This is a genomic window from Tissierellales bacterium, assembly GCA_035301805.1.
Taxonomy (GTDB): domain Bacteria; phylum Bacillota; class Clostridia; order Tissierellales; family DATGTQ01; genus DATGTQ01.
Genome location: DATGTQ010000169.1, coordinates 1 through 17,910 on the forward strand (window position 1 = coordinate 1; position 17,910 = coordinate 17,910).

Consider the following 17,910-nt stretch of genomic DNA (forward strand, 5'->3'; position numbering starts at 1 on the left):
GGTGAAGAATAGGATACCTTTTTACATTTTCTACAGTTAATTCTTCTTGATTTTCATAACAATGGATAGTTTTATGCTCAGCACCATGGTATTCAAATATTCTTTTCATATCATCTAATCTAGAAACAAGAGTTAAATATATTAAAAAAATTCCTATTCTAATTAAACCCTCTACTACATTTAACAGCATAATATTTTCTATTTTACTTTTTAATAAATTTGTTAAAAAAGTTGGTACTAGCATAAACAAAAATATTGCTATTAAAAATGATACTACCACTGAAAAGAAAATTCCTATATCTGCTACTTTATCTCCAAATTTATTATTTATATATTTTTCAAATTTACTTTCTTCATAGTCTTCCTCATCATAAAACTCTGCTGAATACATAAGAGTTTTAGTGCCAAGAATCATTGCCTCAAAAAGCCCTACTACTCCTCTAATAAAGGGTAAACTAAAAAATTTATTCCTCATTCCCAAAGTCTTAAGCTTTTTTTTCTCAACTAAAATTTCATTATCTGGCTTCCTAATAGCAACTGAAACTTCTTCAGGCCCTCTCATCATTATTCCCTCAATTAGTGCCTGACCGCCTATTGTAGTCATTTTTTTGGGTATTCTATCTATATCTTTTATTTTCAAAAAATCAACCCCTATTGTTTTCAATAAACTAATTATACCATATATAAGCAAAAATAAAGGCTAGATGCGTATAGCCTCTAACCTGTTTCTAAAAAAATTATTTCATACCATATTTTTTCTTAAATCTTTCAACACGTCCACCACGCTCAGTAAATCTTTGTTGTCCTGTAAAAAATGGATGGCATTCTGAACAAATTTCTACTTTTAAGTTTTCTTTTGTTGAACCTGTTTCGAATTTATTACCACAAGCACATGTTACTGTTACTTTTTCATGATACTCTGGATGAATACCCTTTTTCATTGTCTTCACCTCTCTCTTACTAACGTATATATTGAACATATTATTTACACTATCGACTTATTAATTATAGCATATTCTCTTTTCTTCTTCAACTATATCCATATTTTCTTTTTAGCAGTTTTAATAAACATATCATTGTTTTCTGTTCGAATCAAGTCTTCTATTAAGGTTTCAGTTACATTTTGAGTTGGTGCATTAGCTAAAGCCTTTCTAATAGCCCAAATAGTCTCTAATTCACTCTGCTTTAAAAGTAGCTCTTCTTTTCTAGTACTAGATTTATTTATATCTACTGCTGGGAATATTCTTTTTTCGGATAATCTTCTGTCTAAATGTATTTCCATGTTTCCAGTTCCCTTAAATTCTTCAAATATAACATCATCCATTCTACTTCCTGTTTCCACTAATGCCGTAGCTAATATAGTTAAACTTCCACCTTCCTCTATATTTCTAGCAGCACCAAAAAATCTTTTGGGTCTATGTAATGCTCCTGGATCCAATCCTCCAGAAAGAGTCCTGCCTGTAGCCGGTATAGTTAGATTATAGGCTCTTGCTAATCTAGTAATACTATCTAGTAGGACTACAACATCTTTACCATGTTCTACTAACCTTTTAGCTCTTTCGAGAACAATTTCTGCAACCTTAGTATGATGTCTTGGTAATTCATCAAAAGTAGAATATACAACATCACCTTTGACAGACCTTTGCATATCTGTAACCTCTTCCGGCCTTTCATCTATTAATAAGACAATAATTTCAATTTCAGGGTGATTTTCAGCTATAGAATTAGCCACTTTTTTTAGAAGAGTTGTTTTTCCAGCCTTTGGCGGAGATACAATCATTCCCCTTTGACCTTTTCCTATTGGCGATATTAAATCTATCATTCTAGTTGAAAGTTCATTGGGAGTAGTTTCAAGTTTTAATCTTTCTCTAGGATAAATGGGGGTTAAAGTATCAAAATTTGGTCTTTTATTACAAAACTCTGGGTCCATTCCATTTACACTTTTCACATATAGAAGAGCTTTGTATTTTTCACCAGATTTAGGGGGTCTAGTAATACCAAAGACTTTGTCTCCAGTTTTAAGTTTAAATCTTCTAATTTGGGAAGGAGAAACATAAATGTCCTTATCTCCAGATAAGTAATTGTCACTTCTCATGAAACCATAACCATCAATATGAATATCTAAAATACCCTCAGCACCGTTTATATCATCCATAAGCTCAATTTCTTCACTAATTTTGTCTGGTAATACTTTTAAATTAATATCTTCAATATTTATTTTACCATTATTCTCTTCTTTTTCAGGCTCTTTGTCTTCTTTTTCTATATTTTGATTTTCTTTAATTTCCTTTTCCTTATCCTCTCTTTCCTTCTCTTCTATCTTCATATCTTCTTGTGTTTTCTCAACAATTAAGTTTATTAATTCATTCTTTCTATACTTTGTAACAGCATTAATGCCTATAGTTTTAGCAATAACTCGAAGATCATCTAGTTTTTTCTCTTTTAACACTTGATAATCCAATTTGTCACCTCCATTATTAAACAATCATCACGTTTTTGTATAATTACTATCTTTCCTTTCGTCACTAGGGAATAAAATTAAGATATGTAAATACAGAAAAGCTTTCCCTTTGATAATACCATTTTATACAGTAATAGTCAACAAAATAGAACGTATTCTGTAGAATACGTTCTATTTTTTAATTTGTAAAACCTGATTCCATATCCCATTTTGCATACTCTGGTTTCTTATCAAGCCTATGTATAGCTTCAACAAACCTTATCGTTCCCGTTTCCGCCCTCATAACTACGGAAGAAGTTTTGGCTACATTACTATGATAGTATCTTATACCTTTCAAAAGCTCTCCATCAGAGATACCTGTAGCAGCAAATAACACTTTTTCTCCTTTTACTAAATCATCCATATATAAAATTTTATCTACATCAGCTCCCATTTCTAAACAACGTCTTCTTTCTTCATCATTTGTAGGATGAAGCTTTCCTTGAAATTCACCATCCATACATTTTAAAGCTGCTGCAGCAAGGACTCCTTCCGGTGCACCTCCAATCCCCATAAGAATATCTACTCCAGTGTCTTCAAAACATGTAGCAATTGCTGCCGCTACATCTCCATCACTGAATAATTTAATTCTAGCACCTATACCTCTTATTCGTTTAATTAATTTTTCATGTCTAGGCCTATCTATTAAAGTTACAGTAATATCAGAAACATCTTTCTTTAATGCTTTTGCTACATTTCTTATATTTTCTTCTATAGAGTCATTAATATCTATGGCCCCTTTAGCTTTTGGTCCTACAGCTATTTTATTCATATACATATCTGGAGCATGTAATAAACATCCTCTCGGTGCCACAGCCACAACAGAAATAGCATTGGCAAGACCTTTAGCAACAGATGTAGTTCCATCTAAAGGATCTACAGCAATATCTAGTTTAGGACAGTCTTTGACAGGAGTTCCTATTTGCTCTCCAATATACAACATAGGAGCTTCATCCATTTCCCCTTCTCCAATAACTACTGTACCGTCTATATTTAGTGTATCAAACATTTTTCTCATTCCATCTACTGCTGCTTGATCCGATATATCCTTATTTCCTCTTCCTAAATACCTTGCACTTTGTAACGCAGCCGCTTCTGTTACCCTAGCTAAGTTTAAGGCTAAGTTTCGATCCATAAAAAAGCCCCCTTATTTAATAATCTCATTGTATATATACATAGTATATTCTATCTGTGTATATTTTGTCAATTAGTGTAACCTATTTAATAAATAAATTACAAGGTTTAGTGCTTATTTCTATTTTTTATATTTACATAGTTCTCTACGATGTGAGCTATCACCACTTATAGAAGTGGTGGCTTCCTTGTTTCCTAGAACATAGCCTAACACTAGGTATTAGCGTTCTCTACAGGCTTAACTTTGGGCAGTACCCACCCTAGACGCTGACATTAAACGATTTTCAACTGAGAAGGCACCAATTTGTGGTGGCTACCACAAATTGGTACCTATAGTAATTTACAAACTTAAAGTTTCTGTTGATCTTTTTATTATTTATGGACCCCTTCCCAATCTTTTAAAAACTTATCTATTCCTATATCTGTCATTGGATGTTTAACCATTTGTAAAAATACTTTATATGGAATAGTAGCTATATGAGATCCTTTTTTAGCCGCATCTAGTACATGTAGTGGATGTCTAATACTTGCTGCTATTATTTCCGTTTCTATACTATAATTATTATATATTTTAACTATATCTTCTATAATATCCATACCTTCATTTCCTATATCATCCATCCTTCCTACAAAAGGACTTACATATGTGGCACCTGCTTTTGCAGCAAGTAGTGCTTGACTAGGAGAAAATACTAAAGTTACATTAGTTTTAATTCCTTCTCCATTTAAAACTTTTACTGCTCTCAAACCTTCACTTGTCATGGGTATTTTTATAATAATATTAGGATGGATTTTTGCCAACTCCCTAGCTTCATTAACCATGCCATCTTTTTCTAAGGAAATTACCTCAGCACTTATAGGTCCATCTAATATCGTAGTGATTTCTTCTATAACTTCTTTGAAATCCCTACCCTCTTTAGCAATTAGGGATGGGTTTGTAGTTACACCACATATTACCCCCCAATCGTTTATTTCTTTTATTTCATCTATATTAGCCGTATCTATAAACAGTTTCATAGCAAATCTCCTTCCTAAGCTCTTCCTTCTGAACCAAATAATTTCATTTTTTCTTCTATAGTTTTTTGCATAGCTTCTCTTGCTGGTCCTAATATTTTTCTTGGATCAATTTCATCTGGATTTTCTTTTACAAAGTTTTTAACTGCATTTGCAAATGAAATTCTAATATCTGTATCAATATTTATTTTATTTATACCTAAACTTACTGCCTTCTTAATATCTTTATCTGCAACTCCACTAGAACCATGTAATACTAGTGGCATATTTAATTCTTTTTTAATAGCTTCTATTCTATCAAAATCTAAATTTGGTTCTCCCACATATACTCCATGAGCAGTTCCAACTGCTATAGCTAAATAATCTACATTTGTCTCATCAACAAATTTTTTAGCTTCATCTACTGATGTAAATGTAGCATCTTTTTCATCTACTGTAATATCATCTTCTGTTCCACCTATTTTTCCTAGCTCCGCTTCTACAGATACTCCCATAGAGTGAGCAATTTCAATTATTTTCTTAGTTTCAGCAATATTCTCTTCCAATGGGAATCTTGAAGCATCTATCATTACAGAAGTAAAACCATGTCTTAAACAAAGCATTATCTGACTAAAATCTGTACCATGGTCTAAATGTAACGCTACTGGTACACTAGCCTTTTCAGCTGCTACTTTTACTAATGCCGCGATATATTCAACTCCAGCATATCCTATACCACCTTGACTAGCTTGTAGTATTACTGGTGATTTAGTTTCTTCCGCAGCATTAATTATAGCCTGTATAATCTCCATGTTATTTACATTAAAGGCACCTACTGCATACCCTTTTTTATGTGCATCTTGTAGAATTTCTTTACCTGTTACTAACATTATTCATTGCCTCCTTTATTCTCTAGTTCTATTATATCATTATACACCATCTTTTAGTATTATTATTTTAAATCTTTATCTCTTTCTAAAATTGAGTCTATACAAGAAATATTATGTTCCTGCATAGTAATTTTTCTTTTACGTAATAGAAGATCTAAATCTTCTTCTGTCTCTGCATAAATAATTTGAACACTGCCACAGTTTAAACATTTTACTTCTATCCTATCTGAAAATACTTCCACATTTATATCATCATCCCCACAATCACACCCGATTCTTCCAGCACCCATTAACCTATCCACCTTATTTAAGCAAGCTGCTAATACTTTAAAGTTGTTAAAATAATCATCAAACTCTGGATCTAAAATCCCATCTTGAGAGTTTTCACCCTGGTTGTCTATAAACTGTTCAGCTATATAACTATCTCCTATAAAACAAGTTTCTATATCATCGGCGCATTTAAATAGCAAATCTTTATTAATCAAGCCTTTTAAGGAATATATATACATATGTTTCTCCCCACAGCCGAAACATTCTATTTTTATATTATATATTTTTTTGTCTTTTTTTCTGAAACTAATATTTTCTTTTCCACATTTACAGTAAAAAATTAGATCCTTTTCTTTAGAAATATCGAATATATTTAGATTATGTTCTAATAATCTACCACAGCTAATACATCTAATTAGTAGGGTTCTATGTCCATAAATAACCATGAGACAACACCTCCTACATAATATCATTCTTCATAATTATTATAATTCCTTCTATTTGTCGAAGTTTTTTTAAATTTTAATTTTTTGTCTAATTCGCTCTTATTTTGTAACAGAAAAGAGTCAATAGGGACGATCCTAATTGACTCATTTATTATATTAATATAGGTATATTATTTATAGGATAATTTAATTGTACATATTTCACTTTATTATATATAATCATTCTGGAACTGATTTGTCAATTAATTGTCATCTAGATTAGAAAGGAAGTGTTCAAATTGGTAAAAGAAGAAATGACCCCTAAAGAAAGGATGGAAGCTTTCTCTAAAGGTAAGGAAATTGACCGAATAATTTGTATTCCCGATATGGGGGTTACTATGGCACCTTTTATTGGAATAACTGCAAAAGAATATTATCATTCAGCAGAATTAATGGCCGAACTAGAAATAGCTTTATTTAAAAAACTTCGCCATGATAGTGTAGGAATCTCTACTAGCTTGCGAGGCGTTGCTGAAGCTATGGGTTCTAAAGTTGGTTTCCCCGATTACGGTATTTCCTACTTACTAGAACCAGCTGTCAAATCCGTCAATGAAATAGATTCACTAAAAGTTGCAGATCCATTAAAAGATGGAAAATTACCTATTTTAATTAAAGCTTTAAAACTTACAAAAGATGCTCTCATAGATGAAGTTGATGTTGGGGCCTCTATGTCTGGTCCTTTTAGTGTAGCAGCATCTGTAGTAGGAACAGAAAATTTAATGAAGTGGATGATTAAATACCCTAAAAAAATTCATACTTTAATGGAAATAGTAGCAGAATCTAATAATAGATATATAGAAGAAGTAGCCAAACTAGGAATATCTATTGGCTTTGCTGACCCGGTTTCTTCTACTAGCCTTATAAGTCCTAAACAATTTAGAGAATTCTCTCTTCCTGCTCTTCAACAAAATGTAGATAAGATAAAAGAAACAACAGGTAGTGCTCCTAGTATACATATTTGCGGGAAAAGTAAAGGGATATGGGAGGATGTTGTTAATACTGGTATCTCTAATTTCAGTATTGATAATGCAGAGGATTTAGAAGAGGCAAAAGAATTAATGGGCGATAGAGTTGTAATTACGGGAAATGTTCCTCCCGTCGATGTAGTTTATAAGGGAACCAAAGAAGATATCTTTAAATCTGTTAAAGAATGTATTCGAAAAGGCCATGACTCTCCAAAAGGTTATATTTTAAGTACCGGTTGTCAAATTCCAATGCATACACCAATGGAAAACATTGATGTCTTTATGAATGCAGGTAAAAAATATGGAAAATATCCATTAGACATAGAGTTATTAATAGAAGACTAATAAAAATAAGGAGGATAGAAAATGGAAAAACTAAATAATAAAAAAGGTAACGGGTTAGCCTTATTACCTTTTGCTATTTTTGTACTAGTATATTTACTATCAGGAATTATATTACAAATTAAAGGAACTGAAATGGCCTTTTACCAGTTTCCAGCCCCTATTGCAGCAGTTATTGGAATAATATTTGCATTCATTATCACTAAAGGATCTTTAGATGATAAATTCCATATGTTTATTCAAGGTTGTGGTGACGATAATATAATCATCATGTGCATTATATACCTACTAGCTGGAGGATTCTCATCAGTTTCTAACGCTATGGGTGGTGTTGAAGCTACAGTTAATTTAGGTCTAACGTTAATACCCGCTAGGTATATTACAGTAGGAATATTTATAATAGCCGCTTTTATTTCTATTTCAACGGGAACATCAGTGGGTACTATTGTAGCTGTATCACCTATAGCCGTAGAATTAGTAAGTAAAGCAGGACTAAATCTACCACTAGTATTAGGTGCCTTAGTCGGTGGAGCTATGTTTGGAGACAACCTATCAATTATATCTGATACAACTATTGCTGCTACAAGAACTCAGGGGGTATCTATGAGGGATAAGTTTAGAGCTAACCTAGGTTTTGCCCTACCAGCAGCTTTGGTTACTATTATTCTTTTACTAATATTTGGGAAACCTCTTAGCACTCCTGAAACCCAAGAATATACTTTTAACATCATAAAGGTAATTCCATATATATTTGTATTAATAGCTGCTTTAGCAGGAGTAAATGTATTCGTAGTGTTAACTGGTGGAATTATTGTATCTGGAGCTATTGGACTCTATTATGGAAATTTTACACTTTTGGAATTTGCTCAAGAAACCTACTCAGGCTTTACAGGAATGTTCGATATATTTTTGCTATCTTTATTAACTGGTGGATTAGCTAATATGGTGTCAAAAGGTGGAGGTCTCAATTGGCTACTGTATAAAATCAATAGGAAGATAAGAGGAAAAAAATCAGCAGAATTAGGCATAAGTGCATTAGTAGCCCTTACAGATGCAGCTACAGCCAATAACACAATTGCTATAATCGTTAGTGGTCAATTAGCAAAAGAAATATCCAAAGAACATAAAATAGATCCAAGAAAAACTGCATCCCTTTTAGATACCTTTTCTTGTGTAATGCAAGGTTTAATACCCTATGGTGCTCAGCTATTAATAGCTGGTAGTTCTACTCAGGGATTAGTAAGTCCTGTCCAAATAGTACCATATATGTGGTATCCCTTCATACTAGTAATATTCGCTATAATATCTATATTGACACCTTTCGGAAATAGATATTTAAGAAAAAATCCTTGGAATTTTGAAGAAAATAAAGTGAGTCACTAAGGCCCCATCCTTAGTGACTCACTTGTTTATTTTAGACTTAGTATTTCTCTTGCTTCAGCTGGTGTAGCTATTTCTCTACCTAGTTCTTTGGCTATTCGTGCTACCTTTTCTACTAATTGTCCGTTAGATTCTGCTAGCACTCCTTTAGATAAATAAATATTGTCTTCAAATCCTACCCTTGCATGTCCTCCCATAATTATAGCTGCTGTTGACATTGGGATTTCATGTCTTCCCATTCCTGCAACTGTCCAAGTAGAACCTGCTGGAATACTGTCAACCATAAAAGCCAAATCCCTTACTGTTGCATTCATTTGAACTCCTAATACAAAATCAAAATGCATTGGTTCTAAAATATATCCTTGTTTTGCATATCGTACTGCGAAATCTACCATTCCTTTATCAAATACTTCTATTTCTGGTTTTACCCCTTTTTCAATCATAACTTTACCAAAGTTTTTTATAGTATTTTCTGTATTTACAAATATTTCATCTCCACCAAAGTTTAACGTTCCACAATCTAGCGTTGCCATTTCAGGTAATAATTCTACTGGCTGTAGCCTTTCTTCGTCGGTCATACCTACTGCTCCACCAGTTGATGGTTGAATAATAACATCTGGACATCTCTTCTTTATTTCTTCAATACAAACTCTAAATCTTTCTTTATCTTGAGTAGGCGTACCATCATCTTCCCTCACATGAAGATGTATTACACTTGCTCCTGCCTTATATGCTGATTCTGCTTCTCTCCCAATTTCCTCTACAGTATAGGGTACATTAGGATTATGCTCCTTTGTTACTTCAGCCCCACATATGGCAGCTGTAATGATAAGTTTTTCCATATATCATCACTCCCCCTGTTATTTTCTTTTTCTATCTTTAGGAACTACACAAGTTCCTTCAGCTTTACAAACTACAATAGGTTCTTCTAATACATCACAAGCTGAATTATTAACATCTGGTCTGGGAACGATTACCTTCCTTGCCTCAAAACTCATCTTTCTAGAAGTATTACCTACCTTAGTTATTTCACCTATCGCCTCTATGTAATCTCCCGCATATACTGGTTGTAAAAATTCTACACCATCATAAGCAACAAAAAGGCCTTCATCTCCATCATGCCTAATAAGTAGTTCTGTCGCTACATCACCAAAAAGTTCAAGTATCTTAGCTCCATCCACTAAACCTCCGCCATAATGAGCATCCCCTGCACTCATTCTAACTCTTATCATAACTTTTTCCATTACAGCACCTCCATAAGATTTCTAACCTTTTTACCACATTTTATTATATCATAAAAATAAATTCTTATCTATTAGATTGATAGATTATTATCAAATTAATTAAAGCCTTCAAATAGTAAATCTACCATAGGCCCTGGACAAATCTCCTTAAATTCTTTTCTATTATAATAAAGTTCTTTCCCATAAAAATTACTTATAGAACCTATAATAGATAAAGCTGCTAACCCCACATCTAGATTCTCTCTCAACTCCTTATTATTTTTTCCCCTGTCCAGCAATTCTTCAATCATCGCTAATAATTCCATTTTCTCATTTACCATTTCTTCTTTTAACTTTTTAGGCATTAATCCTTCCTGATTTATAACCACCTGAGTAATATCTATATGCTTACCCAAATAATATCCATGATACTTAAAAAGTTCTATTATTTTCTCTTTACAATTCCCTTCCCTATTAAGAACTTTCCTCATACCTTCTTTATATTCTTCCATGCCATATCTTATTAACTCTTGAAACAAAGTTTCCTTACTTTCAAAATATCTATATATAGTGCCTTTCCCAATACCAGCACCTTTAGCTATATCTCCCATTTTAGCTCCATGAAAACCATGTTTCGAGAAAATCACTGCTGCCGAATCAAGAATCTGAATCCTTTTATTTTCTGCCATATTAATCTTCACCTATCCTTTTTACTCCATTTAGTCTTCCTTTTCTTACTTCGTCTCTAGTCATTAAACCCCTTTTTATCTAACAAAGTATATAATACAGGAATAATTACTAAAGTTAAAACAGTAGAAAATAATAATCCACTAATTACAGTAATAGCCATTGGACTTTGGAGCTCCGCTCCTTCTCCCTTTCTCAATGCCAATGGAATCAACCCTAGAACTGTAGTTAAAGTAGTCATTAAAATAGGTCTAAGTCTAGTATTACCTGCCTTCATTATAGCATCTTCCATTTCAATTCCTTCTCTTCTTAAGGTATTTATATAATCAACTAATACTATAGCATTGTTTACAACTATACCTGCTAAAATAATTGCACCAACAATAGCGGGAACTGATAAAGTTTTTCCTGATAATAGAAGGCCCAATGCCCCTCCTGAAAAAGCTAAAGGTACAGATAATATTACTATAAATGGATATCTAAAAGATTCAAATTGAGCCGCTAAAATTAAAAACACAAGAACCAAAGCTAATATTAAAGCTATAGTTAAATCTTTATAAGCCTTTTGAAGTTGTTCATACTGACCCTCAAAACTATAACTATACCCATTAGGCATGGAATAATCCTTTAATTTCTCCTCAATATCATCTATTACATGGCCCATATCCCTATCTAATAATTGGCTAGTTACATTTACAATTCTAGATTGTCCTTCTCTATAAACTGTAGTAGGACCTTTTTCAACAGATAAATCTGCTAATTCATCTAAAGGTATAGTAGTTCCTAAAGGTGTGGATATTGGTAAAGATTTTAACTCTGTAAAATCTTCCCTATAATTATCTTGGCCTTTAATTACAATATCTAATTCAGTACCTCCATATTTAAACCTAGAAGCAGTCACCCCAGAAACATTCCCTCTTACTGAATTGGCAATTTGAAAAGTAGTTAAACCAAATTGACTCACTACATCTCTATCTATTAAAATCCTAACTTCTGGCATTCCCTCTTCATACTGATGTTTAACTTCCCTAGTTCCTTCTACAGACTCTACTATTTCTTTAAAATCCTCCCCTAGTTCTTGTAACACATCTAAGTCTTCACCTTTTATAGCAATATTTACTGCATCTCCACCTAATCCTGCCATTAAATCAGAGGATGCATCTACAGATATTTCAGCTCCTGGAACTTCTATTCCCAAATTACGTACTTCCTCTGCCACTTGAAAAGTCTCCCTACTTCTCTCCTTAAAAGGCTTCAACACTACAACTATGTTTCCATTATTAGAATTAGTGCTACTACCCATACTAGATACTGAAACGCCACCGCCAATAGTTGAAAATACTGTATCTACTTCATTAATTTTAACTAATTCTTTTTCTATTTCTGTTAATACATTATTAGTTTCTTTAATATCAGTACCTTCAGGTAATTTTACATCCACTATAAACATACCTTCATCTATAGGTGGAAAAAATTCTCCCCCTATTAAAAATAAAGGAGCTATAGCTCCTACAAATATAATTACAGTAATACCCATAGCCCAAGCCCTATGGTTTAAGGCATTTCTTAAAACCTTATTATAAAATTCTTGGACTTTTTCAAATAAACTACTAACTTTATCTTCCTTCTTCTCTTTCTTTTTACCTAAAGTCCTAGAAGATAGTATAGGTATTAAGGTTAAAGACACAAGTAAAGACATTAATAACGAAAAAGATACTGTTAAAGCTAATTCCTTAAATATAGTAGATGTCATGCCTTCAACAAAGACTATAGGTAAAAACACGGCCATAGTCGTTAAAGTAGATGCAGTAACTGCCATACTAACTTCCTTAGCTCCTTTTACTGCAGCAATTTTAGGGGCATTACCCTCTTCATGGTATCTATAGATATTCTCCAAAACTACAATAGAATTATCTACAAGCATTCCTATTCCCAGAGCAATTCCCCCTAGAGTCATTATATTTATAGTAATATTTCTAAAATATAAAGGAACAAAAGTAGCTATTACCGATATAGGAATAGATAATGAAATTATTAGGGTAGTCCTTACATCCCTTAAAAATAAATATAGTATAAATACAGCCAATACAGCCCCTATTAATGCATTTTGAAAAACATTAAATATACTTTTCACTATATATTCTGCTTGGTCAACAACAATCTCTGTCTTTATATCTGGATATTCATCTAATATTTTCTTTAATTCTTTTTGTACCTCTCTACTTACTGATACAGTATTGACTCCTGACTGTTTCTGTACAGATATATTTATACCTTCTTTCCCATTTATTCTAGATACAGTATTTACCTCCTTATTCTCAATAGAAACTTTTCCTAAATCCCTTAAATAAATTACTCCTCCTGTAGGCAATGGAATAGGTATGTCTTCTATATCCTTTATAGAGGTAAATTCTCCTACAGTCTTTAAAGTCAATTTTTTATCTCCAATATGTACTTGACCTGCTGGTAAATTTAAATTTTCCGATGTAATCAGTTGGCTTAAATTATCAATATTCAAACCATAATTAGCCAATATTCCTTCGTCTATTATTATCTCTACTTCCTCTTCGGTTCCTCCACTTAGTGAAACATTTGCAACTCCTTCTATTCTCTCTATTCTTGGTTTTACTACATCTTCAATTAATCCCTGTAACCTTCCTAAATCATCTTCACTATACATAGCAAGTTGTAATACCGGCATGGCATTTGGATCTACCTTCATAATCATTGGACTATTAATATCTTTAGGCAAATATCCTTTAATTAAATCTACTTTTTCTCTCATTTCCAAAGTAGCAAAATCCATATTAGTTCCAGAATTAAATTCTACCACTACTATTGAATTCCCTTCATAGGATATACTGGATACCTTTTCTACATTAGATACAGTAGCTATTACTCCTTCAATAGGTTCCGTTACTAATTTTTCTATTTCTCGGGGTCCTGCTCCACTATAATTAGTATTCACTATAGCAATAGGTATTTCAATTTTAGGAAGTAAATCTAAAGGTAGTTTTGTTAAAGAAACTACTCCAAGAATTATTACTACTAAAACAATCATAAAGGTAGTAACAGGTTTCTTAACGGAAAAATCATATAAACTCATTATTTACCTCCCCCTATGACCTTTACCTCAGAGTCATTTCTTAAAAAATTTTGACCTTTAACTATTAACCTATCTCCTTTTTTCAACCCACTAGTTATTTCCACTTTCTCACCAGTATCTAAACCAATAGATACCTTCCTTTCTACTGCTTTTCCATCCTTTTCTATATAAATAATTTTATTATTATTTTTATCTAATACCACATCATTTTTTACGACTATTACATCCTCTTTTTCATTGAAACGTATCTTTGCCTTACCTACCATTCCAGGCTTTAATTGATTATCTCCACTTTCAATTAAAATACGTATTGGATATAAACCATTCTTTAAATCAGGGCTAATACTTATTAGCTCTATAGTTCCTTTTAATTCTTCTCCTGAAACAGCAGGAATACCAACTGAAACGGTGGCTTCCTTATTGATTTTATTAACTATTCTATCAGTAACATTTATTTCAATGTACATTTTCTCCAAATTAGACACTAAAATAGACGGTTCCGTATTTAACGCAATACCACCCTCGTGAATTCCTATATATGAAACAGTTCCTTTACCGGGGGATTTAACTTCCAACTTTTCATAGGCGGTCTCTGCTTGTTTTTTTGCCATTTGCAACTCACCTATTTTAGCATTTAACTCCTTTTCTGCTGCCTTTACTTCTTCAATAACTCCTCTTTCATAGAGAGAAGGCATCTTTTCTATATCTTCTATTATTTTATTTATCCTATCTATTGATACATCAATTTCTGGCATCTCTATTTCTACATCAGTAGGTAATTCATTAGGAATCTCCTCCACTGGCAAATCTCTTGGCGATTCTTTAGAAGCATTATCCTCTGGAGTCTCTACTGGCATCTTGTTTTCAGGTATATTACTTTTATTGTCAATACCACCCCTAGAAGGCATATTACCTAAAGAATTAACCTTTTCATCTAATCTTGCTTTTTGTTTTTCTAGTTCTTTTAATGCTTCTTCTATGGTTTCCAAATTCTTTTCAATTTCTTCATTTTCTACTACAAATAAAAGATCACCAGCCTCCACTTCATCCCCTACTTCTACTTCAACCCTTTTAACATTACCAGGTATATTTGGAATTATAACATTGTCCTTTTCTGAGAAAACTCTCCCGGCAAAAGATAATTCTTCATAAATCCTTCCAAAACCTACCTTTTCTATTTCAACAGGTATTATTTCATCCTCTTCCTTTACTTCCACCTTATCCTTTTTAAAAAAGGACTTGCAACCTCCGAGAATCATAGACAATATTATAATTATACTTATTAGCCATAGAATTTTTCTCTCCATTTAAATCCCTCCAATTATGACTGACCAGTCAGTCCATACTTGTATTGTATTTTATATAGAAATTCTTGTCAATTGTATATCTTTATATACTCTTACTAATTTATAAGGTAAAATGCACCATCATGTAAGTTAAATACCTTAAATTATAATTAATAAAATTTAACATTAAGCTTAAATGTATTATCTATTTTATCACCAATACATGGTATAATATACTTATTAATTTTTTACTTCACATTGGAGTAAGTTAGTTCTTGAAGGAAATAATAAGGCTAAAAAATCTAAGAAAAATATATAAAATGGGTGAAGAAAAAATCATTGCAGTCGATAATATAAATTTTTCTGTAGAAGAAAAAGATTTTATTTTTTTATTAGGAACTTCTGGCTCTGGTAAAAGTACACTTTTAAATCTTATGGTAGGGTTAGAAGAACCTAAGAGCTGATGAACCGACTGGAAATTTAGACACAAAAACTACTATAGAAATATTAGATTTAATCACCTCTATTGCAAAAGAATATAAGCAAACTCTTATAGTAGTCACCCATGACATGGAAATAACTAACTATGCTCATAAGATTGTGGAAATACAAGATGGAAGGATAGAAAGAGAGAAAAATAATAGTGTACTTTAAGGGGATGAAAAAATAAAAGGCGTAGAAACAGTTACTCAAATTTTAGAAACTGATGCTACAATGGTCACTGGAAGATACAGCTCTTATGTTCAAGTAAGAGGTGTAGACCCAAAACACTGGATATTATCCGGCAAAAGGAGCTATAAAATTAAGTCCATTAGAGCCATTAAGAATGAGTAGCAAAATGCGTCTGCTCTGCAGACGCATTTTGCTGTGGTTAAATAGTCTATCATTACAATTCTTTATATTCTTTTGCTGCTCTAATAAAGTCTCTAAATAGTGGATGACATTTAGTAGGCCTGGATTTAAACTCTGGATGGAATTGAACACCAATAAACCAAGGGTGGTCTTTTAATTCAATTACCTCTACTAGTTTTTCATCTGGTGACAAACCACTTATTTTCATACCTTTTTCCTCTAATAATTCTCTATATTTGTTATTAAACTCATATCTATGTCTATGTCTTTCTTCTATTATTTCTTTTTCATAAGCTTTTCTAGCCTTTGTACCCTCAACTAATTCACATGGATATAATCCTAATCTCATAGTACCACCTAATTTATCCATGTCTTTTTGATCAGACATTATATCTATTATAGGATGTTCAGTTTTCGAATCTAATTCAGTAGTATTAACATCTTCTAATCCTAATACATTTCTAGCAAATTCAATAACTGCTAACTGCATTCCTAAACAAATGCCTAAATAAGGTATACTATTTTCTCTGGCATACTTTACTGCTAAAGTTTTTCCTTTCATGCCTCTATCACCAAAACCACCCGGTACTAATATTCCGTCTACATCTTTCAAAATAGCTTTGTAATTATCTTCATTCACTTCATCAGACTGGATCCAATCTATATCTACATCTACGCTATTTTCAATTCCTCCATGCCTTAAAGCCTCAGCTACAGACAAATAGGCATCCTTCAATTCTACATATTTACCTACTAAGGCTATCCTTACATTTCCTTGGGTTTTTTTCATATTTTCTACTAATGTAGTCCACTCTGTTAAATCTAACTTATCACATTCTAAGCCTAAATGTTCAATTACTAATTGTGAAAGACCCTCTTTTTCTAACATTATAGGTAATTCATATATAGAATCTGCATCTATATTTTCAATAACCTCATTTGGTGCTAAGTCACAAAATAATGCTATTTTTTCTTTTATTTCTTTAGAAAGAGGATGTTCTGTTCTACAAATAAGTACATCTGGTTGAATACCTATACTCCGCAACTCTTTTACACTATGTTGGGTTGGTTTAGTCTTTAATTCACCTGCTTTTGATAAATAAGGCATTAATGTAACATGAATGTACATTACATTTTCTTTTCCTACATCATTTTTTATCTGTCTTATAGCTTCCAAAAAAGGTAAACTTTCTATATCCCCTACTGTTCCGCCAATTTCCGTAATAACTACATCCATATCTGAATCTTCTGCTACCCTAGTAATCCTTTCCTTTATTTCATTAGTAATATGAGGAATGACTTGAACTGTTCTCCCTAGAAACTGGCCTTTTCTCTCTTTATTTAGCACTGACCAATATACTTTACCCGTAGTAACATTACTATTTTTATTTAAATTGATATCTATAAATCTTTCATAATGACCCAAATCTAAATCAGTCTCCGCACCATCATCTGTCACAAAAACTTCTCCATGCTGATAAGGGCTCATAGTCCCAGGGTCTACATTTATATATGGATCAAATTTTTGTATGGTTACATTGAGTCCTCTACTTTTAAGTAATTGTCCAAGACTTGCTGCTGTTATTCCTTTGCCCAAAGACGATACTACTCCTCCTGTTACGAATATATATTTGGTAGACATCCGATCTAACCTCCCTATATAAAATACACTTAATATAAAATACACTTAACTACATTAGTCTATCCTATTAAAAAAGTTATGTCAATTGGAGGTTTCAAAATTTTAAAATTCTTTTTTTCACCAGTTTCTAAATTCATCTTCATTTTCATTTATAG

Annotated in this window: 16 protein-coding genes; 3 read left to right on the plus strand and 13 right to left on the minus strand. The window is 32.3% G+C overall.

Annotated features, from left to right (window positions below; all coding sequences use genetic code 11):
• From VK071_08560 to VK071_08590, 7 genes are all read right to left on the minus strand, one after another.
• Positions 1–640 (minus strand): DUF1385 domain-containing protein (locus VK071_08560; protein ID HLR35359.1); only part of this gene is annotated, 640 nt, incomplete at its 3' end.
• Positions 641–737: 97 nt separating this feature from the next.
• Positions 738–941: a 50S ribosomal protein L31 gene (rpmE, locus tag VK071_08565; GenBank protein HLR35360.1), complete on the minus strand. Its 204-nt coding sequence runs from the start codon at positions 939–941 to the stop codon at positions 738–740.
• 92 nt (positions 942–1,033) lie between these two features.
• On the minus strand, positions 1,034–2,461 hold the full coding sequence (gene rho / locus VK071_08570) for a transcription termination factor Rho (GenBank protein ID HLR35361.1): 1,428 nt from the start codon (positions 2,459–2,461) through the stop codon (positions 1,034–1,036).
• A 178-nt stretch (positions 2,462–2,639) separates the two neighbouring features.
• On the minus strand, positions 2,640–3,635 hold the full coding sequence (glpX, locus tag VK071_08575) for a class II fructose-bisphosphatase (protein HLR35362.1): 996 nt from the start codon (positions 3,633–3,635) through the stop codon (positions 2,640–2,642).
• Between the two features lie 371 nt (positions 3,636–4,006).
• Entirely contained in the window at positions 4,007–4,651 is a 645-nt protein-coding gene (fsa, locus tag VK071_08580; GenBank protein HLR35363.1) for a fructose-6-phosphate aldolase, read from the minus strand.
• Between the two features lie 14 nt (positions 4,652–4,665).
• On the minus strand, positions 4,666–5,517 hold the full coding sequence (locus VK071_08585) for a class II fructose-1,6-bisphosphate aldolase (GenBank protein ID HLR35364.1): 852 nt from the start codon (positions 5,515–5,517) through the stop codon (positions 4,666–4,668).
• Between the two features lie 62 nt (positions 5,518–5,579).
• Positions 5,580–6,233, minus strand: a complete 654-nt coding sequence (locus VK071_08590; protein ID HLR35365.1) for a hypothetical protein — start codon at positions 6,231–6,233, stop codon at positions 5,580–5,582.
• Positions 6,234–6,511: 278 nt separating this feature from the next.
• Here VK071_08590 and VK071_08595 point away from each other — a divergent pair, with 278 nt between their 5' ends.
• Positions 6,512–7,582: a uroporphyrinogen decarboxylase family protein gene (locus tag VK071_08595; protein ID HLR35366.1), complete on the plus strand. Its 1,071-nt coding sequence runs from the start codon at positions 6,512–6,514 to the stop codon at positions 7,580–7,582.
• A 21-nt stretch (positions 7,583–7,603) separates the two neighbouring features.
• A complete protein-coding gene (locus tag VK071_08600; GenBank protein HLR35367.1) occupies positions 7,604–8,962 on the plus strand; it encodes a Na+/H+ antiporter NhaC family protein in 1,359 nt (452 codons plus the stop codon).
• A gap of 26 nt (positions 8,963–8,988) precedes the next feature.
• On the opposite strand, the gene VK071_08605 is transcribed toward VK071_08600, so the two are convergent.
• The 5 genes from VK071_08605 to VK071_08625 form a co-directional block, all read right to left on the minus strand.
• Complete coding sequence (locus tag VK071_08605; protein ID HLR35368.1) at positions 8,989–9,801, minus strand: 3-keto-5-aminohexanoate cleavage protein; 813 nt, start codon at positions 9,799–9,801, stop codon at positions 8,989–8,991.
• Positions 9,802–9,819: 18 nt separating this feature from the next.
• Positions 9,820–10,203 carry a hotdog domain-containing protein gene (locus VK071_08610; GenBank protein HLR35369.1) on the minus strand — a complete coding sequence of 128 codons (384 nt, stop codon included), beginning with the start codon at positions 10,201–10,203 and terminating at the stop codon, positions 9,820–9,822.
• 95 nt (positions 10,204–10,298) lie between these two features.
• On the minus strand, positions 10,299–10,871 hold the full coding sequence (locus VK071_08615) for a TetR/AcrR family transcriptional regulator (protein HLR35370.1): 573 nt from the start codon (positions 10,869–10,871) through the stop codon (positions 10,299–10,301).
• 56 nt (positions 10,872–10,927) lie between these two features.
• A complete protein-coding gene (locus VK071_08620; GenBank protein ID HLR35371.1) occupies positions 10,928–13,975 on the minus strand; it encodes an efflux RND transporter permease subunit in 3,048 nt (1,015 codons plus the stop codon).
• Complete coding sequence (locus VK071_08625; GenBank protein ID HLR35372.1) at positions 13,975–15,282, minus strand: efflux RND transporter periplasmic adaptor subunit; 1,308 nt, start codon at positions 15,280–15,282, stop codon at positions 13,975–13,977. Before VK071_08625 ends, VK071_08620 begins: the two co-directional genes overlap by 1 nt.
• Before the next feature lie 254 nt (positions 15,283–15,536).
• On the opposite strand from VK071_08625, the gene VK071_08630 reads away from it, so the two are divergent.
• Positions 15,537–15,725, plus strand: a complete 189-nt coding sequence (locus VK071_08630) for an ATP-binding cassette domain-containing protein (protein HLR35373.1) — start codon at positions 15,537–15,539, stop codon at positions 15,723–15,725.
• A gap of 422 nt (positions 15,726–16,147) precedes the next feature.
• On the opposite strand, the gene VK071_08635 is transcribed toward VK071_08630, so the two are convergent.
• Positions 16,148–17,755 (minus strand): CTP synthase, encoded by a 1,608-nt coding sequence (locus tag VK071_08635; GenBank protein HLR35374.1) that lies wholly within the window; start codon positions 17,753–17,755, stop codon positions 16,148–16,150.
• Between the last annotated feature and the right edge of the window lie 155 nt (positions 17,756–17,910).